The sequence below is a fragment of the Terrimonas alba genome (assembly GCF_042434975.1).
GTDB lineage: Bacteria > Bacteroidota > Bacteroidia > Chitinophagales > Chitinophagaceae > Terrimonas_B > Terrimonas_B alba.
The window spans coordinates 612,057-633,982 of record NZ_JBHMQM010000004.1; the positions used below are offsets into that span (position 1 = coordinate 612,057).

The following is a 21,926-nucleotide window of genomic DNA, read 5'->3' on the forward strand; positions in this document are numbered from 1 at the left end:
GAAGGTTAGTAGTTGTGAGTCTTTAAAAAGTGAAACCAGGAGCATCAAAAATCTTCGTCAATTGAAAACGTATTTGATTTAATATCATTCATCACACCCGACTTCTGGTATTCGCCCACTCTTTTTTCGAAGAAGTTGGTTTTACCTTGTAAAGAAATCAGTTCCATAAAATCAAAAGGGTTGGTCGCATTGAAAATCTTAGTATAACCTAATTCAGTTAACCACCTGTCAGCTACAAACTCGATGTATTGCTGCATCAGTTTTGCATTCATACCTATCAGGTCGACAGGCAAAGCATCGGTGATAAACTCCTTTTCAATTTCCACTGCATTACCAATAATGGCATGTACCTGTTCTTCACTCATTTTGTTTTTCAACATGCTGTATAACAAACAAGCGAATTCACAATGCAATCCTTCATCACGGCTGATCAGCTCGTTGCTGAAGGTAAGGCCGGGCATCAATCCTCTTTTCTTCATCCAGAAGATAGAGCAGAAGCTTCCGCTAAAGAAAATTCCTTCTACAGCAGCAAAAGCCACTAAGCGTTCAGCAAAGCTTCCATTCTCGATCCAGCGAAGAGCCCATTCTGCTTTTTTCTTAACAGCAGGCACTGTGTCGATGGCATGGAAAAGACGATCCTTTTCTTTGGGATCTTTGATATAGGTATCGATCAGTAACGCATAAGTTTCGGAGTGAATGTTTTCCATCATAATCTGAAAGCCGTAAAAACAACGGGCTTCCGGCAATTGTACTTCACTCATGAAATTCACTGCCAGGTTTTCGTTCACAATGCCATCGCTTGCAGCAAAAAATGCCAGTACATGTGAAATGAAATGACGTTCGCCATCATTCAGGCCATTCCAATCCTTGATATCGCCACTCAGGTCAATCTCCTCAGCCGTCCAAAAGCTGGCTTCGTGTTGTTTATATTTTTCCCAAATTTTTGGATAATTGATGGGGAGAATAACAAAGCGGTCTTTGTTTTCTTTTAATAAGATTTCTTGTTCGTCGTGCATAGTATTATAAATTCAATGTTGTCAAAAAGCGGCACGACTAAAGACGAAGAATCCGCACCTCTTTTACAGAAAGAAGCGACATTCAATCTTTGCCTGTACCTTTTTCGGGAGGCTCCAAACAATAAACATAACAACGGCAGGTCTCCTGGCTTGGCCCAACCTGGTCACCTTCCCACCCCGACATTAATGCCGGGACAGTGGCTTTCTTGACCGGGTCTGTTCCCTTTGTTGAAGGGAGTGGCTTTACAGTTGCCCGTCAGCCCATGATTTTCACACGGTTCCCTATTAAGCGGGCAGTAGTGGATAAGGTAACTGCCCAACGCCGATATTAATTATTTATTAAGAACTCGAACGAATGTAATATCAATTCATAGAAGTTTCCCTTGGGAGTTTTTCACAGAATGTGCATAGATTTTTTTGTCGGCCAGCAAACAGTTTTCAGGACTGCATTTCAAAAAAATGTCTATTTCATGGGGAATATTTTATTTGGTGAAATGATGTTATTCCATTTAAATCAGGCCGGAATTTAGCAGGCTAAAAGTTGTTTTAAAATAGCTAACCGCCATAGTAAAGTTTTTAATTGCAGTCGCAGGCTTTTACTTTTGCCGGATAAATTTTACTATGAAACCGGGCATGATAATTTTCATCACACAGGAAAATGGTTATTTGCGAGGTTCCATGTGGCAAAAAAAATAAAAAATAAACAGATGAATCCTGATCTTTTTAATGAATTGGTCCGAGGCCGTCGTTCTGTTTTTCCTGATCAGCTGGAAGCGGGTAAAAAAGTGGACGATAAAATTATAAACGAGATATTGATCAATGCGACATGGGCGCCCAATCACGGTCAGCAACAGCCCTGGCATTTCACTGTGTTTACCGGTGATGGGTTAAAAAAATTAGCCGCTTTTCAAAGCAAATTATACAAACAGAAAGCCGGTAGCCAGTTCAAGGAAATTACTTATGGCAAATTGCAAAACAATCCGTTGAAAGCTTCTCATATCATTGCTATTGGCATGAAAAGAACACTAACGAAAAACATTCCTGAAATAGAAGACATAGAAGCGGTGGCCTGTGCCGTGCAAAATATTTATTTATCGGTTACGGCTTATGGATTGGGCGGCTATTGGACCACGGGTGGTGTAACCTATTTTGAAGAAGCAAAATCATTTTTTGGACTGGAAGCCCAGGATAAACTGCTTGGATTTTTTTATATCGGCCATACAGCTATTCCGTCAATAGGTGCGACAAGATTGCCACTGGAAGAAAAAGTAACCTGGGTAAATGCGTAGCGCCAGGACGCTGACAATTATCAGTTGTAAAAATTATCTTTGTTTATCTAACCTTACACACATGAAAAAAACAATATCGGTTCTTGTTGTAATTCTTTTTGCTTTTATGGGCAATAGCCAGCCGCCAGCCGGTGATGCCAAACCCGGTGATACCTATGGTGAAAAAATAACAGCTGATAATGCCATACCCATAAGTGAGGCATTAGTCAAATTAAATGAAGGAACAGAAACACTGAACACAAAAATAAAGGCCAAAATAGTGGACGTATGTCCCAAAAAAGGATGCTGGTTGAAGCTGCAGCTAAACGATAAAGAAACGGCAATGGTTAAAATGAAGGATTACGGATTCTTTCTGCCGCTGGCCGCCAAAGGAAAAACAGTAGTAATTGATGGCGAGGTGAAAAAGAAAACTATTTCAGTAGCCGAGTTAAAACACTACGCTGAAGACGCCAAAAAGTCAAAAGAAGAGATAGATGCCATTACGAAACCGGAAAATGAGGTCAGGGTGACTGCTAAAGGCATCCTTGTAGTAGAATAAATAACCATCAAAAATCATGTATAGTAGGCTGTTCTGTAAGGGGTGCCTTTTTTTATTGTCAGTATTTTGTCAGATTCCGGCTTGCGTAACAGTTTTTCCCACTTCCGAAAACCACTTGGATTGTTTGCAAGCACCTTTGCGGCACTAAAAGTTTAGAGGAAATGTTTAAAAAAATAGGAATGATGACCGGCCTGCTTTCTTTAGCCGGTTTACTGACTGCACAGGAAAACGGATTACAGGTTGTTGAAGACACTACCAAACCAGAACACAAATATTTGCCCGAAATAACGGTGGTAGGCCGTCAAAGCAAATCTGATTACCATCAAATGCCTGAAGTAGTGGGCACTTCAATTTATGCGGGCAAAAAGAATGCACTGATCGTATTAGATAACGTACAGGGAAATGTGGTGACTAACAATATGCGCCAGGTATTGGCAAAAGTGCCCGGTATTCAAATATGGGAAAGCGATCCCAGCGGTATCCAGATTGGTATTGCTGCAAGAGGATTGAGCCCCAACCGTAGCTGGGAATTTAATACAAGGCAAAACGGTTATGATATAGCTGCAGATCCTTTTGGCTATCCTGAAGCTTATTATAATCCGCAACTGCAGGCTGTGCAAAGAATAGAAATTGTAAGAGGACATGGTTCATTGCAATATGGCCCGCAATTTGGCGGTTTGGTGAATTATATTTTGCGCAATGGCAGCGAGATCAAAAAACCTTTTGAATTTGAAACGCAGCAAACCGTTGGAAGCAATTCTTTATTCAATTCATACAATGCAATAGGCGGTAATACAAAGAAAGTACATTATTATACCTTCTTTGATCACCGCAATGGAGATGGCTGGAGACAAAACAGCCGCTACTATACCAATGCAGGATATGGAACGGTTACTTATCGCTTCTCGCCGAAATTTTCATTAACAGCCGAACTGATGCATTCGCATATCCGCAGCCAGCAGCCGGGTGGATTAACAGATGCTCAAATTGAAGCAGACGCACAGCAAAGTTTTCGCAGTCGCAACTGGTTTGATATTAAATGGACTACTCCGGCTTTAATCGCTAATTATTATTTCAGCGAAAAGACAAGATTGAATACAAAGTTCTTTGCCACTATCGGCGATCGTAACAGTGTTGGTTATTTGCAGGGCATAAATGTAAAAGACAGCATCAATCCCGCCACGTTACAATATGCTAACCGCTCGGTGCAGATAGATCACTATCGCAACTACGGAATGGAAAGCCGTTTTATCACCGATTATAAATTGGGTAAAATGGATAATACGTTCTCCGGCGGTATCAGGCTTTATACCGGAACTACTTATCGTTTGGCAAATGGTAAAGGAACTACCGGCAGTAACTATGATGTAAGTATTGAAGGTGTATGGCCGAGAGATGTGGATTTTACATCGAATAATGCAGCCGTATTTGCAGAAAATATTTTCCGTCTGTCAGATAAAATTTTGTTCGTACCAGGCATACGTTATGAATGGCTTGAAGGAAAGGCTAACGGAAGAGATGGTTTTACACAAGCTGGCGCTGAAGTTTTATTACAAAATGTTACAAGAAGCCGCGGCTTTTTGTTAGCAGGCGTGGGAGCCGAGTATCATGTTACAAGCGGCACAGAGTTTTATGCAAACTATTCACAGGCTTATCGCCCCATACAATTTGCCAACCTGCAGGCGCCACCTACAACGGATGTGATAGATCCCGAATTAAAAGATTCAAAAGGATATAATCTCGATCTTGGTTATCGTGGCAAAGTGAAAGACTTTTTGCAGTTTGATGTAAGCGGTTATTATCTTCAGTACAATGATCGTATCGGCACCGTTACTGTTAGTGGCACTCCTTCTTACCGCCTGGTAACGAATGTGGGCAACAGCACCAGTAAAGGTGTTGAAGCTTATGTGGAATTTAATCCTGTACGAGCATTTGCTGTACATCCAAAAGCTGACCTGATCATCTTCACTTCTTACGGATATACCAATGCGAAATACAGCGACGATTTTAAAAATGAAGCTACAAAAGGCAAGAAAGTGGAAAATGCTCCGGAGAATATTCTTCGTGCCGGTATCACAGGCGGGTATAAAGGTTTTCTGCTGACAGCACAGCTAAGCTATGTGGGTGAAACTTTCAGCGATGCCAATAATACCGTTGCCGTGAGCAGTAATGCACAAACAGGATTGATCCCTTCTTATACAGTAGCGGATCTTACAGCTACCTATAAATTTTCAAAAGGAATCAATATAAAAACAGGTATCAATAACCTGTTTGATGAAAGATACTTCACACGCCGTGCCGGTGGTTATCCGGGTCCCGGCGCTTTACCCGCCGATGGAAGAACATTCTTTATCAGCGTAGGAGCGAAATTGTAATCAGTTTTTATAAGCATAAAGAAAAGCAGCCGGAGATACGGCTGCTTTTCTTTTGAGTGATGTTTTCATTACAGATTATCTAAAATTGCTTTAGATAAGTAAGCTTCGAAATAAAACTCTGATTCCGCACGGGGCTATCACGGAAACTGCTTTCGTTAAATACTACATACAAAAAACTCAACGGTGCAAACTCCCAGCTTCCTCTCAGGTTCCATCTTCCCTGTTTATCAAACGTGTTGTACTGATAAAAACCACTGAACTGTATACGTGGATTGGCGGCAAGGCGGCAACCTATCGTCCACAAAACAATATCTTCATCCGCTTCATCAATACCCGGTCGCCTGCTTTTGTTAAGTTGATAGCTTCCGGTAAATGCAATTTTAGGATCGGGCGCCAGCCTGATACCCAGATTAAGTTCATCGAGCTTTCCATCATAAAATTTTCCCCAGTAATAACTAATGTTACCGGATATTTTTTTACTGGCATCTGAATTATACCGCAGTTGTTGCCGGGTGTAATAGTATTTCTTTGGTTCTACTTTGAAACCAAGCGGCTCAAAGAAGAAATGTTCCCAGGTTGGATAGATAGCATATTCGAGTGTGCTGTTGTCTTTAAAAATTATATAAACCGGGAAAAGATACAGGTTGGCGCTTTGAAATTTATATGTTCTTCCATCCTGGTATGTTTCGATAAAAAAACCAGGATCCCACCGGCGTATAAGTTTACCGGCAATTCCTTTATTCGGCCGCCACATGTAATAGCCGCAGCCATTATTATAAAATGTGTTGCTGGTAAATGTGAAACCCATCCCCGGCAAATATTTATCATCAATAAAAGTGGTCTTCCAATAAGCATATAGCTTATTAGGTGTGTATTCAAACCAGAGATTTCCGCCAAATCCGATGCTGTCACTGGTATTATTTCTTGATGCAGTTAGCAGGTATTGAATATTAAAATCATCTTTCGGACGAATAAAACCATCAATCGTTGCAGTGGTATTATTTCGTTGATCAAATCCTTTAGATGCGTTGGCTTCATCCAGGCGATGGGTTAGCATTAAACCTATATTGCTTTGCCTGCCGTAGTTTTCAAAATAACGTAATACGGCAAAATTGGCGGCTCCCTGGTATTCAGTTGCCCGCTGATGAACATATAAACCGGCAAATGCCTGCTTTTGGTTTCTGTTCGTAAATCTTATTCCTGCATCTATCGGCACAGGATCGGCATTGAATTGTGTATTAGCCAAACCGATTGTTCTGCTGAAAAAAGGTTTCAATCCTCTTACGTCTGCGCCTGCATATAGTCCACTATTCTCCAAAAAAAATTGTCTTCGTTCAGGAAACAGCACATTGAATCTTGTTAGATTATTTACTGCCCTATCCAAATCAGCTTGCGCAAAATCTGTATTGAATGTAATATCCAAAACCGATTGCGGGTTGACAGCCCACTTCGCTTCGCCACCGTTTTTAAATTGATTTGATGAAGATGTGGTACCTGCTGCAATTGTATTCTTATTGCTTTGAAATAATACATAGGGTTGCAGCCTGATATTGGTAGCCGGTGGCGGCAGTCTCAGTCCTTTTAATTGCGCAGCATAGGCCATTCGCTGAGGGGTGAAAGCCTGCGGTATCGCCGGGAAAACTGTTTTTTCATAATCTCTTCTTGCCAGTCTTGCAAACGTAATGCCCCAGCTCACTGAATCCGTTTCAGAGGTTTTATTGTAGCGCAAACTTGAAAAGGGTATCGCCATTTCAGCATACCAACCGCTATCCGTTACCGATGTTCTTACTTTCCATAATGCATCCCAGTCAATATCACGAAACGAATCATCAAACACCTGTACATCCCTTACATTGCCTAATGGCGTGGTCATAAATGAAACACAGAAACGTTTGGTATTTTGCGGATCAAGAGAAACATAAAAGTTATCATTGCTGCTATACTCCCAATCTCTTTTCATATCCTGCACCCGCATTCCTTTTTTGCCAACACTGTCTTTGCAAAAAACGCCGAAGTATAAATTATTTTTGTCAAAAACTATTTTCACTGAAGTTTCATACAAATACTTTCCGCCCTGCCGCGGTTCCGTTTTGAAAAAATCTTTAATAGCGGGCGCCTGCTGCCATATTGCTTCGTTTAATTTACCATCTACAATAATGGTTTCGTTTACCTCAATGGCATGTACAACCGGAGCAACAGCAGGAGGTGGAAAATTAAATGCATCCTGTGCATTTAGCCCCTGGTTAAAAAGCAAAAGTAAGATGTATGACAAACTCCTTCGCATAAAAAGAATTTTATGATGAACGTCTTAGTCGTATAATAGCTATTCCTGCTGTCAGCAGCACAAACAAGCCTGCATACAAACTGCTCAGTAAGGATGTCTCATTTTTTACATAGAAGTATTCAGGTGTAAACCGGTTCCAGTTTTCATGCGACACCGGCGCTGCTGTAAATATTTTCGGATAAAAATATTTGCGCAGCCTTTCATGAAACTGCGTGGTGCTGTCTAAAAACTGCAGGTGATTGCTTAAGCTGCTTTGCGCTAAATGAGTATTGTATAATTGTGTGTAAAGCGTTGGTATCAGTTTGCTCAATTGACTGCTTAAATTTTCCCGCTGCTGCAGCTTTCGCATAAACAAATCCCTGCCCGGTCTTGCATCAGCGTCGCCGAGATGCTGCATGGCATAATACCACAGCCAGTTAAATCCTTCACTTGTCCATTTGCATGATGCATACTCAGGATATTCTTTAAAGAACAAACTCATAGAACTATCCTGTGGTATATCCCATTTTTTATGATAACCATCTCTTTGTTTAACCATAGTGCTTAATGATTCCGGCACGGGATATTTATTGGTGATGTAGTTGTTAACCGCCGCGGGTAGCAGCAATGTGAGCAGCAGCCAGGCGCTTAATAAACTGATGGCATTTACACTGCTGCTTTTAAAAAAAGATATAACCAGCAATGCCAACGCAAACCAAAAGCTGACGTACAGAAAATTGCTGATGATGAAGGCAGCAAAGGCATTATTGAGCGGAATGTGCAACAGTAAAGCTGCTAAAGCGTATAAAACAAACAATACTGCCGTAATAAAAAAACAGGGTACGGTTATTTTTGTCAAAAGGTACTTGCGGCTGCTTATGTTCTGCGCCTGTATCAGCGGCCATGTGCCCTGTTCCTTTTCTTCGCTGCACAGGTTAAAGCATAAAGCGATAATGACCAGCGGAAATAAATATAGGATCACAAAGCTCAAATCAAAATTGCCTGCCATGGCATTATACGGGTTGCGGATATCGGTATCATATTTCTGCGCCTCTAAGGTTCGTATGGAGGGAGATTGAATGCTGCTGTTTATATCGCGTTGGCCGATAGCTAAACCTGTGAGATCAGAAGTGGGATTGATATAGGCAAACTTTAAATAATAGAGCAGTAAGCCCATTTCTTTGTTTTCATATTTTACCAGCCGGTTTATATGGTCTTGCTGATAAGCGGCTGTTTCTTCAATAGCCGCCTGCTGCTTCGTCAAAAAGCTTTTACCCACCAATAAGCTGACAACTCCCGCTGTAAATAAAAGCGCAAGGGATAAAACAGCGATTCTGTTTCTTAGAAATTGAATGATCATTAACCCGTACATGTCTAAGCAATAATTTTAAATCGTTTTGCAATAATGCTGATACCAACAAAAGAACTAACCAGCCAGAACAGCAATGCGGCAACAGATAGCCGTTCGTTCCTGAAAATTTTACCGGCTGGCATAAACTCGTAATGAAAATCTTCAAACTCATTCCAATGTTTTTTATCAATATGCAAACCATACGAGCCTTCTTTGGGTGTTGTATTGCTCACATATTGTATCTGCAGATCGTTCATGCGCTGCGCCAGTGCATACCGGTAAACTTCCGCCTGCTGCTGAAAAAAAGTATAGGCTTCAAAATCGCTGCCGGCAAAAGCCATAGAGTTGCTTTTTATCATCACAAAAGGATTGACCCATGCAAACATTTTTGAAAAGGCATTTTGTTTTCTATGCAGTTGGGTTAAATTGTTTTGATGTTTTATGTAAGTTTCAGTGCTGAGTTGTTCACCTGCTTTTCCTATAATGCCACCCATGTTTACGGGTAAGCTGTCTGCAGTACTTACGCCATATTTTTTCAGTACGCTGTCTCTCACTTTTTTAAAGAAAGGATCATCGGGATTATGGCTGTCACCCTGTTTCACAATATCTTTTTCAATAGCCGTTTCAAAACTGAGCTTTGAAGGCGATGGATAAATACTATTGCCCACCACTTGCGTTGTCTTTGGCAAAACAATGGCCAGCAACAACCATAAGCCCAATAATTTTATCAGCGCTGATTTAGATGTATTACTGGTGGCCGATACTAGAACAGCAATGACTGATACCACCCAAAAGAAAATGATATAAGCAAGGCAGATGAATGCAAAACGGCCGGCTGCCTGCGCAGGAATGTTTTCTAAAGAGTGAACAGATAATAATACAACTGTTAATAAAAACGCAGGAATAAAAAATAAGCTGCTCAATGCCCACAACGCCAAACTTCTTCCCAATAGCAAAGAATAAATTCCGGCGCCCTGGCTGCCGATGATCTTTAATGTTCCGTTCTCTCTGTCGGCTGATATACTATTGAACCCTAAGAAGAAAATTATCAATGGAAGAATGATCTGCAAAAGCATGGCGACGCTTAGTTCACCCATTCGTAAAAGTCCGGTGCTGAAACTTGCTTCACTGTAGTTAACTGTATTTTGTTTATGAGCTTCGAGAAACACTGCGTTGCCTGCATAATTTTCCATTCCAAAATCAAAGAGGCTTAGCGGATGTTTTAACCTTAAAGCAAAACTTCCGAAATGCGCCATGCGGTGCGGATGCTTATCCGGGTTATTTGTCCAGCTTTTGCGGATAGCCTGCTGGTATTGTTGCCGGATATCGTTTTGCTTTGCCATGTGCTGATGACCTGTTATTCCGGCATACAGCAATAGCAGGGCAAACATGAACCACAGAATGTAAAATGCTTTTTGCTGAAAAGCATTTTTGCAAAACTGTTTGGTAAATAATAATGTCCTATTCATATTTTGTCTAAGCTCCTCTCCTTTGGAGAGGGGTTGGAGAGAGGTTTTAAAATCTGTACGTTGCAGTTAACATTACATTCCGCGGCGCACCGGGAAACAGGCGCACATAATTTTGAGCGCCGATCCAATAAGTTTTATCAAACACATTATTTACATTCAATGCTATCTGCACATTGCTTTTGCCCGGCGTGTAATAGAAAGCCATATCAATAATGGTGTAAGCCGGCACTTCAAAAGCCCTCGTAAACCATGGGATGCGGCTTCCGTTGTGCTGCATGCCGATACCAATACCAATATCTTTTAAAGCAGGGATGCCGGAAAAGTTGCAACGTGTCCAGAGGTTGGCGCTGTTTACAGGAGTATTTTGTTTTCTTGCGCCTTTTAATGTCTCATAATTATCTTCTACTATCTCTGCATCTATGTAGCTGTACGATGCATTGATTTGCCAGTTGGGTAATAGGTAACCGGCTACATCTATTTCAAAACCCCTGCTTCTTTCTGCGCCACGGGTAATGAGTGAATCAGGATACGCCGGCAGGTTTGCATTCAACAATAAATTTTCCTGGTTGATTTCATACACCGCCGCATTCATATGCATCTTTCCTTTCCATACAGTGGCTTTTACTCCCAACTCTTTTAAATCGCTGATAAGCGGTTTAAATCTTGATGCGGATTGCGAGGTCCAGAAATAGTTACCGGTGTTAGGCATTAATGTTACTGTATTACTCTGGGGCTGATAGCCTTCTAAGTATGTTCCGTAAACATTGATGTTTTTGGTAACGGCATAAGTGAGGCCGATGCGTGGCAACAGTTTGGAGTTGGTAAATGATAATTCACCCGGTGCTTCGTAATTAGTAATGTCTTTAAACCATTCCTGCCGCAAACTCATTAATACAGTAAACTTATTCCAGTTCATTTGCTCCTGGATGTAGATTGCATTATTTGTAGTTAAAGCAGAAGGAATCACAATCCTGGAGTTCATAATATAATCATTGATATTGCGGATGGTATAAACAGGGTTGTTTAAATCGAAATGGTCAACGTTGGGTTTGGGTAGTGTTTGCCCGTTATAAGTGATGGTTTGATAATTGGAAGCATTGCCAATAATAAATGAATTAGCTACTGTACCATCTTTTAATAAAAAACCTCTCGCAGCATTTTGTCCGCCACCTTTTAATTTTTCCCAACTCTGCAAATCATATCCTATTAACAGTAGGTGCCGGGCACTGCCGGTGGCAAAATCAAAATTGAAATAGCTATTGATGTTATCTATATTCCAGTTTTGTTTACGCTGTACCAATTGCATTCCCACTAAAGAGCTTATCGGCTGACCATTGATATCCGGCGCAAACGCATTGTTGGTACGGTGCTCCTGCAAATCTTCCTGCCAGGTTTGTTTCATGTACGATGCATTAAAGCTGATGGCTTTGGTGAACTTGTGTGACAGATTACCCATAATGATAAATTCTTTTGACTTGAAAAAATCATTGGGAGCACCGAGGTTTAAACTGGTGGGTGTACTGTTAAGATTAGTAACGCCGGCTACGGCTCCGAAGATGGGTTGCCCGCGGTCGAGGTTGCCGTTCAGGTTGCTCATAATGATTTCAGCATTGATGGCTGTTTTATCATTAGGTATGTATGAAAAAGATGGCGAGATGAGCAGTGAATTATTTTTTACCAGGTCCCTGAAGCTTTTTGCTTCCTGGTATGCGCCGTTCAAACGATATAATAATGTTTTGTCTTTATTCAATGGGCCGGTAAAATCCAGTGTGCCGCGAATGGTGCTGAAACTTCCTGCTGTCAGATTGATTTCTTTCCTGTCAATTCGCAAAGGTTTTTTGGTAACGAGGTTGATGCTGCCGCCGGGATCAACACTGGCGAATGTGGCGCTGGCCGGGCCTTTTATTACTTCCACTCTTTCAATGTTGCTGGTAATGGGTTGCAGAAAATAATACTGCCGTGTGCGCATGCCATTGATAATTTGTCCTTCTTCATTTTGGCTGATACCACGAATGGCATACTGATTATAATAACTGGAGGGAATTACTCCCGGAATAATTTTTACTGCATCGGCTAATTGAAAGGCCTGCCTGTCGGTAATTAATTCTTTTGTAACGGTGCCGATGGATTGTGGAAGGTCTTTATTTAAAATAGCTGTTCGGGTGGCGCTGAATGAATAATCGCTGTTGTATTTCCTGGCACTGCGGCCTATCACTTCTACTGTTTGCAGTTGTATAGATGCAATGGACAGTGTAAAATTCAGTTCAAGAGAACCGTTGTTCAACGTTACTACTTCAATGCCGGTTTCAAAACCTGCTGCCGAGGCGATTACTTCACACTTACCGTTTGCCAGGCCGGTAATTTCATAATATCCTTCTTCATTGGTTGTAGTAACTGTAACTTTTGCTTTTTGACTGACGCTTATTGTTGCCTTAATGATGGGCTTATTGTTTTCGCCGGTAATTTTTCCTTTAATGCTATATTGGCTGTGAGCAATAGCTGTAAAGAATACTGCCGCGATAAAAAGTGAAAAATATTTCATTTGTTAGTTTGGTTTTAAATCGTCTCTAAATACAATTGCTGCAATTCGTTTGCTGAAATATGATTGGTATCTACCGTGTGAACTAATTCACCCTGTTTCATTATCCCGATCCTTGTGCCCACATTCACTGCATTAAAAATGTCGTGCGTTGCCATGAAGATGCTTTTGCCTTCAGCGGCCAGTTCTTTGCATATTTTGGTGAATTCAGCAGTGGCCTTTGGGTCGAGCCCCGATGTAGGCTCGTCCATCAGAATGACATCAGCATTTTTTGCAAGTGCAATAGCAATACCCACCTTCTGCCGCATCCCTTTACTGTAAGTGGATAGTCGTGAGGGTTGAGCTTCTTTTTGCAGACCGGCTTTTGTTAAATAACCTTTCAGCATTTCTTTTGAGTATTTGAATCCCGCTAAACGGCTGAAAAAATCCAGGTTTTCTATCCCGTTTAAATTGCCATATAGTTGTACTACTTCAGGTATGTAAGCCACAAACTTTTTGGTAGCCGTATCATTGGGTTTTACTTCCACATCGTTGATGATGGCTTTGCCGCTGCTGGCATCTGTAAAACCTAAAAACAAATTGATGGTGGTTGTTTTCCCGGCTCCGTTTTGGCCGAGCAGGCAGAAAATTTCGCTCTTGTTTATTGATAGATTAAGATTGATCAGGGCAGGCGTACCATTGTACTGCTTGCCAAGCTGCATAGCTTGTAATACAGGCATAAGTATATGTTTAAATAAAAAGGTGATGATTTGATAGAAGCATCACGGCCGGCAGCACTTGCCAGGTTAAATCACGAAAAGGAAAATCAGGATAATACAGGCGGTCCTTTATTGGGCAAAGAGAAAGCAGGAATTGAAATAACCGGCACACAATAGTATCCATTCTTTGCTGCTGGTATTTCCAGGAATGATTCAGATGAAACCACTGCCTCATTGCTGTAAGTAGAATATTTATGAGAGCATACCGGGCAACTGTTTTCCGAAGCGGCGTTGCCAGCTTTTGAAATGGACTCATTGTTTGTATCCCGGGATGAGGTGGCAGCAGGTATTGTTGAAGCATCATCATGGTGGTGCCAAAGTTGAACAGGAGTGGCAACAAAAGCATATAACGCTAAAAGAATAGCAGCCAGGAAATGCTTGTATCGCCTTAAAGCAGTCATTTTGTTTTTTGCACCAGTGTTGCAAAAATAGCGATTTGGGAATATCCCAAAAAAATTATTTAACGCACTGCATCTTCATTGCCGCAATTATTGCACGTTGCACTAAGATTCCACATTGCGTAAGAATTGGTTTCTGAATTCGTAAGAGACAAAAGAATCAATCATGGATTTTTACTGAAAGAAAAAGAAGTGTGCTGTTACAAGGCTTTATATCACGATGATGTTATAGGATATGTTGTTCGTTGCTATGAATGTGAACACATACAGATAGGGTTCGGCAACCTGATGCTAACCATAAATACCAATGCATTCAATTCATTTCGCAATTTGCTGAAGAGGATTATGCATGAGCACTCTGCTATAGAAAAAGAAACGATTCGTTGCATTGCAGTACCTACTCCTTGCGAAGGGATCAAACTATTACTTAGTCTTCGTGAGCTGAAAGAGTTTGATAACATGCTGGAGGAAGCCGATACCGAATTGCAATCCTCTTTATTGCTGAAGCTTTTCAGCGATCAATGATCGAAGATGAATACTAATATGTGATAGACACCTCTTCATTCCTGGAGAGGCACTAAAAATTTTCAAACGATTTTGTTTGTCATTACTAAGTCAGTTTCCTTTTTGCGAAAACTGTTTTCCCGATAAAGCATCTGCTTCTTTCATTGCTGAAATAGTTTTACATCATAACGATTGAGTAAAACATTCGGTTTTACATCCGACGGTTCTCGAATCTGCCAGAAATCATTTTACATAATAGGGCCACTCCCGTTTTTCGCTATGCAGTTGTGAAGTTTTGCGGGAGTGTGCCCGCCAAATTCTAAACCACTAAACCAAACAGGAATAATTATGAAGAAGAAGATCAGTATGCTTTTAACTATAGTAACAACACTTGTGTTAAATATTTCAGCACAATTGACGAGCGGGAGTCTCAAAGGAAAAATAACTACAACCGATGGCAAACCTGCTGCAATGGTCACCGTATCATTAAAGAATACCAAGAAAAATGTATTGTCGGGAGACGATGGCAGATTTGAAATACGAAATATACAAGCCGGCAATTATGAATTAGAGTTGTCACTTGTAGGTTATGAAAGCATCAATCGTAACGTAACAATAACAGCCAATAAAACTGAAACGATAGAATTGCAGTTGCAGGTATCAGATAAACAGTTGCAGGAAGTAATTGTTGCCGCAGGCAGGCGCAGCTATAATTCAGCAAAGTTGTCACCTACCCTTCGTATTCAAACACCTTTACTGGAGACACCGCAAAACATACAGGTAATTTCCAATAAGGTATTGGCAGATCAGCAGGTCGTGAGCATGTTTGATGGCGTTATCCGCAACGTTAGCGGCGCTATGCGGTTAGAACACTGGGCCGATCTTTATACCAATGTATATATGCGTGGCTCCCGTGCCTCTTCCTTTCGCAATGGCATGAATGCAATAACATCCTACTGGTCTCCGCTTACAGAAGATATGAGCTTTGTTGATCATATTGAATTTGTAAAGGGACCTTCCGGTTTTATGATGGCAGTAGGCGATCCCGCCGGTATTTATAATGTTGTTACAAAAAAACCTACCGGCATCACAAAAGGAGAAGTTGGTTTTACAACCGGCAGTTTTGATTTGTACCGCGCCACTCTTGATCTTGACGGTAAGCTCGACAAAGAAGGAAAGCTGTTGTATCGTTTGAATGCGGCAGGACAAACTAAAAATTCTTTCAGAGCTTATGAATATAGTAACCGATACGGCATTGCTCCTGTGATCAGTTATAAACTTGATGATAAAACAACTTTTACTGCCGAATATGTTTTGCAAAAAGTAAAGATGTTCGATGTAGGCAGCTATTATGTATTCTCAACCGAAGGATATGGTGTATTGCCCCGCGGGTTGACCACCGCAGAACGCGGACTGGACCCCACGTTTGTTACCGATCAGAGCATCACATTGAACATGCAACATAAATTCAATGACAACTGGAAACTGACTGCACAGGCTGCTTATTTGGATTATAAACAAAAGGGATCAGACCTGTGGCCGGCCTTTGTTGGCGCCGACAGCATGGTGAGAGGCATTTATATCTGGGATGCGGCAAGCACTGCTAAATACGGTCAGGTATTTTTAAACGGAGATTTCCAAACTGGTAAAATTCATCATCGCATCCTTACAGGTATCGATGTAAACGATAAAGAATATATGGCCGACTGGAATCAGTTTCATGCATTAGATACTGATGAGTCAAAGTTTAGTTTGCATAACCCTGTGTATGGTTCACCCGCCAACGGATATCCTGTGTGGGACAGAACAACAAGTCTCCGGCAGCGAGCCGGCCAATATGGATATGTAGCCCAAACTTATACCGGTGTATATGTACAGGATGAACTTGGATTCTTTGATAATAAGTTACGTCTTACATTGGCGGGTCGCTATAGCTATGTAAAAAATAATGATTATGGAACTGAAGCTGATGCAAAAAAAATTACTCCCCGTATTGGTGCAAGCTTTTCTGTTGACAGGGAAACATCTGTTTATGCATTGTACGATCAGTCATTCCTGCTGCAAACAGGTTTTAAAAGAGATGGCAGCAGTGTAAAACCATTAACGGGTAACAATATGGAACTCGGAATTAAAAGAGATTGGTTTGGCGGTAAATGGGGAACTACATTAGCTGTGTATCGCATTTTGAAAAACAATGAAAACTCTACTGATCCCAGTGATCCAACCGGCAGATATATTGTGCAATTAGGACAAACCCGTTCACGGGGCATTGAACTCGACCTGCGCGGTGAAATTATAAAAGGGCTTACTGCCACAGCAAACTATGCGCTGACAGATTCGCGGATTACCAAAGCCGACAGCAGCGCTGCATCACAAGCCACTATTGGCAACAAAGTGCCGGGTTATGCAAAACATACCGCCAATGCATGGCTTAATTATAAAATCAGCGATGGAGCATTAAGAGGTCTTGGTTTCTCTGGCGGATTTTCTTACCTGGCAGAACGCAGCACCTGGACATGGGCAGGTGCTACGAAGCAGGAAGCATTGCCTGATTACAGTAAAATAGATAGCGGTATTTTCTGGGAGCAGGATAAACTTCGTGTTGCATTGAACATTTTTAATGTTACAGACAAGTTTCTTTATTCCGGAGCTAATTATGGCAATTATTATTACTGGCAGGCTGAAGCAGGACGCAACTGGAGGCTTGGAGTTAACTACAGGTTTTAAGAGCTAACTATAATACAGCATGTTATTTAAAAAAATCATTGGGAAAATTCACCTCTGGCTCGGACTCAGTTCCGGGCTGGTTGTTTTATTTCTCGGCATCACGGGTTGTATTCTTGCTTTTGAAATTGAAATAAGAAACTTAACTGAATCATTTCGCAAAGTAACAGTAGAAGATAAATCGTTTCTGCCACCTTCAGCATTAAAGACAATTGCAGAAAAACAGCTTGTTTCAAAAAAAGCATTGGGTATTGAATATCCCGGTGCATATAAAGCTGCTGTTGTTGCTTATTATGATGAATCAAAGTACGAGCTGATATTTCTCAATCCTTACAGCGGCGAAGTACTGAAGCATAAGAACATGAACAGGGATTTTTTCCGGATCGTACTCGATGGTCATTTTTATTTATGGCTGCCGCATCATATCGGCCAGCCCATTGTTGCTTCAGCAACGTTGATCTTTTTAGTGATGATGATAACAGGTTTGATCTTGTGGTGGCCCAGAAGCAAGGCAGCAAGGAAACAACGATTCACCATTAAATGGTCGGCACGTTGGCGAAGAAAAAACTATGATCTTCATAATGTGCTTGGCTTCTATATCACCTGGATCGCTATCTTCATTGCGATAACGGGTTTGGTATTCGGCTTTCAATGGTTTGCCCAATCTGTTTATTGGGTTACGAGCGGCGGTGAAGCAATGGTAGAGCATCAACATCCGGTTTCGGATACAACAAAACCGGCAACTATTGCAAACATGGCTGATTATCTCTGGCAGCAACACAAAAAAGATGTAAAGCCGAATGAAAGCATTGCCGTTTATTTTGCTAATCTTCCAACCGATCCGGTTGAAGTGATAGTCAATCATCGTCCCGGTACTTATTACAATGCTGATTATTTTCATTACGATCAATACACAGGTCAAAACTTAAAAGTACTCGGCAGTTGGGATGGCAAATTCAGCGAAGCAAACCTGGCTGATAAGATTGCAAGAATGAATTATGACATACATGTAGGTGCTGTGCTGGGCTTGCCGGGAAAAATATTGGCTTTCTTTGGAAGTCTTATTGCTGCTTCGTTGCCGGTGACGGGTTTTATGATCTGGTGGGGAAGGAGAAAGAAATCGAAGGCAAAACCGGCTGATAAAGAAATAGCTGAAAAAATGTCCCTGTCAACACTGTAATCTATGCTTATAAATCCAGTTTACTCCGTCATTTCCCTGCCTTTTTCCCGTAACTTTGCCCCCTTTAAAAACCAGGCAGGACAAGGAGTATGGCAGCTAAATACAAAGAATTTTCAGGATTAAATCTGCCCGCTTTCGAGCAGGAAATACTGGCTAAATGGACTGAGCATCAGGCTTTTGAAAAAAGCGTGTCCCTGAGAGAGGGAGCTACCCCCTTTGTTTTTTATGAAGGGCCACCCAGCGCCAATGGCATGCCCGGAATTCACCATGTTATTTCCCGTACATTAAAGGACCTGGTTTGTCGCTACAAAACCATGAAAGGTTTCCAGGTAAAACGTAAAGGTGGTTGGGATACCCATGGTCTGCCGATTGAACTGGGAGTAGAAAAAGAATTAGGCATTACCAAGGAAGATATCGGTAAGAAAATTTCCGTAGAAGAGTATAACCAGAAATGCCGCGAAGCGGTCCTGCGCTATAAAGATAAATGGGATGATATCACCCGTAAGATGGGTTATTGGGTTGACCTGAATGATCCCTATATCACCTTCAAGAACGAGTATATTGAGACACTGTGGTGGCTGCTAAGTGAGCTGTATAAAAAAGGATTGCTGTATGAAAGTGTAAGTATACAACCGTATTCTCCTGCCGCGGGTACTGGTTTAAGTTCGCATGAATTGAACCAGCCAGGTACTTATAAGGATGTAAAGGATACTAGTGCCATTGCTATGTTCAAAGCAGTGAAGAATGAGAAATCGCAATTTTTATTTGATGCTGCAAAATCCAGTGAGGTTTTCTTTTTGGCCTGGACGACCACACCCTGGACGCTTCCTTCAAACCTTGGTTTGACTGTCGGCGCTAACATAGATTACGTTTTGGTAAAAACTTTTAATCCTTATACCGCAAACCCAATCAATGTTGTAATTGCAGATAATTTGCTTGAAAAATATTTTCGTGTATATGAAGTAGATGGCATCAAAGCAGAAGAAGTAGTTCATAGCCCGATAACAGAATTGCTTGAAGGAAAAGAAAATCTTACAGACAAGGAAGAAGAAGAACTAAAAAAACTGCTTTATTCAGGAGGAAAAGTCAATCATTGGAAAATTGTTACAAGATTTAAAGGCTCCCATATTGAAGGCTGTGAATACGAGCAATTACTTCCCTATGAAGCAAACTCATTGCAGGTAATTGAAGAAATAACGCCGGGTGCAAAACCATTTCATGTTTTAGTAGACAGTTTCGTTACTACCGAAGATGGTACAGGTATTGTACACACCGCTCCTGCTTTTGGTGCTGATGACTTTAAGGTTGGTAAAAAATATAATATCGGTATACTGACGATGGTCGATAAGCAAGGTAAATTCGTTGATGGCCTTGGTGAATTCAGCAACCGGTATGTAAAGAATTATAAGGATGAGAAAGATTATGTTGATGTTAACGTTGACATCGCAGTAAAGCTGAAAAAAGAGAACAGGGCGTTTAAAGTAGAAAAATACGAACACAACTATCCGCATTGCTGGCGTACTGATAAACCCATTCTTTATTATCCACTCGATGCCTGGTTTATCAAAACAACAGCTATCCGGGAAAGAATGGTTGAGCTGAATAAGACCATCAACTGGAAACCCAAATCAACTGGTGAAGGACGATTTGGCAACTGGCTGGAGAATATGGTTGACTGGAACCTGAGCCGTAGCCGTTTTTGGGGAACGCCATTGCCAGTTTGGAGAACGGAAGATGGGGAAGAAGAAGTTTGTATCGGCTCTATTGAAGAGTTGAATGAAGGAATTCGTAAGGCCAATGAAGTGTTGGGTGGCGATGTAAATACGCATTACTTACACGAAGGCATTCTCGATCTTCACAAGCCTTATGTTGATGATATAATTTTAGTGAGCAAATCGGGCAAGCCGATGAAAAGAGTTCCTGACCTGATCGATGTATGGTTTGACAGCGGCGCCATGCCTTATGCACAATGGCATTTTCCATTCGAGAATAAAGAAACCTTTGAACAAAACTTCCCGGCTGATTTTATTTGTGAAGGCGTAGATCAGACAAGAGGCTGGTTTTATACATTACATGCCATCGCTGCTTTGGTGTTTGATTCTGTTGCCTATAAAACGGTGGTGAGCAATGGCCTGGTGTTGGATAAGAACGGCAATAAGATGAGTAAGCGTTTGGGCAATGTAGTTGATCCATTCAAAACCATTGAAACCTATGGTGCTGATGCTACCCGTTGGTATCTTATTACCAATGCTTCACCCTGGGATAATTTGAAATTCGATAGCGAAGGTATCAAAGAAGTGCAGCGGAAGTTTTTTGGTACACTTTACAATACGTACCAGTTCTTTGCTCTTTATTCCAACGTTGATGGATTTTCTTTTACCGAAGAATACATTCCGGTTGCACAAAGACCGGAAATTGACCGCTGGATATTGTCGAGCCTGAACACATTGGTTAAGAGAGTAAACGAATACATGGACGATTACGAGCCTACACAGGCCGGTCGTTTGATCGAGGATTTTGTAGATGAGCACCTCAGCAACTGGTACGTTCGGCTTTGTCGCCGCCGTTTCTGGAAAGGCGAATACGAACAGGATAAGATTTGTGCTTACCAGACATTGTATGAGTGCCTGGAAACAATAGTTCGTTTAGTAGCGCCAATTTCACCTTTCTTTAGCGATACTATTTTCCAAAACCTGAATGCGGTTACCAAACGCTTCAATGCGGAATCGGTGCATCATGCCGACTTTCCTGTAGCGAATGAAACCTCCATTGATACCCTGCTGGAAGAAAGAATGCAGTTGGCACAGGATGCCTCTTCGTTGATCTTATCACTGCGGAAAAAAGTAAATATCAAAGTTCGTCAGCCGTTGCAAAAGGTTTTGATCCCGGCGCTGAATTCCGCCATGAAAGAGCAATTGACCAAAGTGGAGGACCTGATCAAGGCGGAAGTGAACGTGAAGGAAATAGAATACCTTGATCCCAACAATACTTTTATCAGCAAAAAGATAAAGCCCAATTTTGTGGCCCTGGGTAAAAAACTGGGTCCAAAAATGAAGGCTGTGTCGGCGGCTTTGGCCAAATTCACACAGGAAGATATTGCCAGTTTAGAAAAAGAAGGCCAATATAATTTGTCAATTGATAACGAACCCGTAATATTACAGATTACCGAAGTAGAGATCAGCAGCGAGGATATTCCGGGTTGGACGGTAGCCAATAAAGGCGTATTGACGGTGGCTTTGGATATCACCATAACACCGGAATTAGAGGCCGAAGGAAATGCCCGGGAATTTGTCAACAGGATCCAGAAAATCCGCAAGGACAGTGGGTTTGAACTTACTGACAGGATAACTGTTATAGTAGCTGCCAGCAACGGTATCAAAGACGCTTTGGCAACGTTTAATACCTATATTTGCGCCGAAATTCTGGCCGACAAGCTGGAAATAGTGCCTGAAATACAGGGAGGTACAACGATTGAATTGAACGATGTTTTGCTAAATGTGATTGTTTCAAAAAAAGGCTAAT

General features: G+C 41.4%; 14 protein-coding genes and 1 riboswitch. Of the genes, 7 read left to right on the forward strand and 7 right to left on the reverse strand.

Annotated features, from left to right (window positions below):
• Nucleotides 1-44 precede the first annotated feature (44 nt).
• Nucleotides 45-1,016 (reverse strand): ribonucleoside-diphosphate reductase small subunit, encoded by a 972-nt coding sequence (locus ACFEL9_RS14570; RefSeq protein ID WP_385891352.1) that lies wholly within the window; start codon nt 1,014-1,016, stop codon nt 45-47.
• Nucleotides 1,017-1,134: 118 nt separating this feature from the next.
• Nucleotides 1,135-1,358: riboswitch (cobalamin riboswitch) on the reverse strand.
• Between the two features lie 365 nt (nt 1,359-1,723).
• Here ACFEL9_RS14570 and ACFEL9_RS14575 point away from each other — a divergent pair.
• The 3 genes from ACFEL9_RS14575 to ACFEL9_RS14585 all read left to right on the forward strand — a co-directional run bounded on the left by ACFEL9_RS14575 (nt 1,724) and on the right by ACFEL9_RS14585 (nt 5,218).
• Nucleotides 1,724-2,305: a nitroreductase family protein gene (locus ACFEL9_RS14575; protein WP_385891355.1), complete on the forward strand. Its 582-nt coding sequence runs from the start codon at nt 1,724-1,726 to the stop codon at nt 2,303-2,305.
• A gap of 61 nt (nt 2,306-2,366) precedes the next feature.
• Nucleotides 2,367-2,843 (forward strand): DUF4920 domain-containing protein, encoded by a 477-nt coding sequence (locus tag ACFEL9_RS14580; RefSeq protein WP_385891357.1) that lies wholly within the window; start codon nt 2,367-2,369, stop codon nt 2,841-2,843.
• Nucleotides 2,844-3,004: 161 nt separating this feature from the next.
• Entirely contained in the window at nt 3,005-5,218 is a 2,214-nt protein-coding gene (locus ACFEL9_RS14585) for a TonB-dependent receptor family protein (protein WP_385891359.1), read from the forward strand.
• A gap of 79 nt (nt 5,219-5,297) precedes the next feature.
• Here ACFEL9_RS14585 and ACFEL9_RS14590 read toward each other — a convergent pair whose 3' ends face one another.
• The 6 genes from ACFEL9_RS14590 to ACFEL9_RS14615 all read right to left on the reverse strand — a co-directional run bounded on the left by ACFEL9_RS14590 (nt 5,298) and on the right by ACFEL9_RS14615 (nt 13,999).
• Entirely contained in the window at nt 5,298-7,502 is a 2,205-nt protein-coding gene (locus ACFEL9_RS14590) for a DUF5916 domain-containing protein (RefSeq protein WP_385891362.1), read from the reverse strand.
• A gap of 10 nt (nt 7,503-7,512) precedes the next feature.
• Nucleotides 7,513-8,853 (reverse strand): DUF3526 domain-containing protein, encoded by a 1,341-nt coding sequence (locus ACFEL9_RS14595; protein WP_385891365.1) that lies wholly within the window; start codon nt 8,851-8,853, stop codon nt 7,513-7,515.
• A gap of 2 nt (nt 8,854-8,855) precedes the next feature.
• A complete protein-coding gene (locus ACFEL9_RS14600) occupies nt 8,856-10,301 on the reverse strand; it encodes a DUF3526 domain-containing protein (RefSeq protein WP_385891366.1) in 1,446 nt (481 codons plus the stop codon).
• A 46-nt stretch (nt 10,302-10,347) separates the two neighbouring features.
• On the reverse strand, nt 10,348-12,843 hold the full coding sequence (locus ACFEL9_RS14605; protein ID WP_385891368.1) for a TonB-dependent siderophore receptor: 2,496 nt from the start codon (nt 12,841-12,843) through the stop codon (nt 10,348-10,350).
• 14 nt (nt 12,844-12,857) lie between these two features.
• Nucleotides 12,858-13,559 (reverse strand): ABC transporter ATP-binding protein, encoded by a 702-nt coding sequence (locus ACFEL9_RS14610; protein WP_385891369.1) that lies wholly within the window; start codon nt 13,557-13,559, stop codon nt 12,858-12,860.
• Nucleotides 13,560-13,645: 86 nt separating this feature from the next.
• Entirely contained in the window at nt 13,646-13,999 is a 354-nt protein-coding gene (locus ACFEL9_RS14615; RefSeq protein ID WP_385891372.1) for a hypothetical protein, read from the reverse strand.
• A gap of 126 nt (nt 14,000-14,125) precedes the next feature.
• On the opposite strand from ACFEL9_RS14615, the gene ACFEL9_RS14620 reads away from it, so the two are divergent.
• From ACFEL9_RS14620 to ileS, 4 genes are all read left to right on the forward strand, one after another.
• Nucleotides 14,126-14,521: a DUF6686 family protein gene (locus tag ACFEL9_RS14620; protein ID WP_385891375.1), complete on the forward strand. Its 396-nt coding sequence runs from the start codon at nt 14,126-14,128 to the stop codon at nt 14,519-14,521.
• 327 nt (nt 14,522-14,848) lie between these two features.
• Nucleotides 14,849-17,227, forward strand: coding sequence for a TonB-dependent siderophore receptor (locus tag ACFEL9_RS14625; RefSeq protein ID WP_385891377.1), 2,379 nt, complete (start codon nt 14,849-14,851; stop codon nt 17,225-17,227).
• A gap of 19 nt (nt 17,228-17,246) precedes the next feature.
• Nucleotides 17,247-18,404, forward strand: coding sequence for a PepSY-associated TM helix domain-containing protein (locus ACFEL9_RS14630; RefSeq protein WP_385891380.1), 1,158 nt, complete (start codon nt 17,247-17,249; stop codon nt 18,402-18,404).
• 89 nt (nt 18,405-18,493) lie between these two features.
• Nucleotides 18,494-21,925, forward strand: a complete 3,432-nt coding sequence (gene ileS / locus ACFEL9_RS14635) for an isoleucine--tRNA ligase (protein ID WP_385891383.1) — start codon at nt 18,494-18,496, stop codon at nt 21,923-21,925.
• Nucleotide 21,926: the final 1 nt, after the last annotated feature.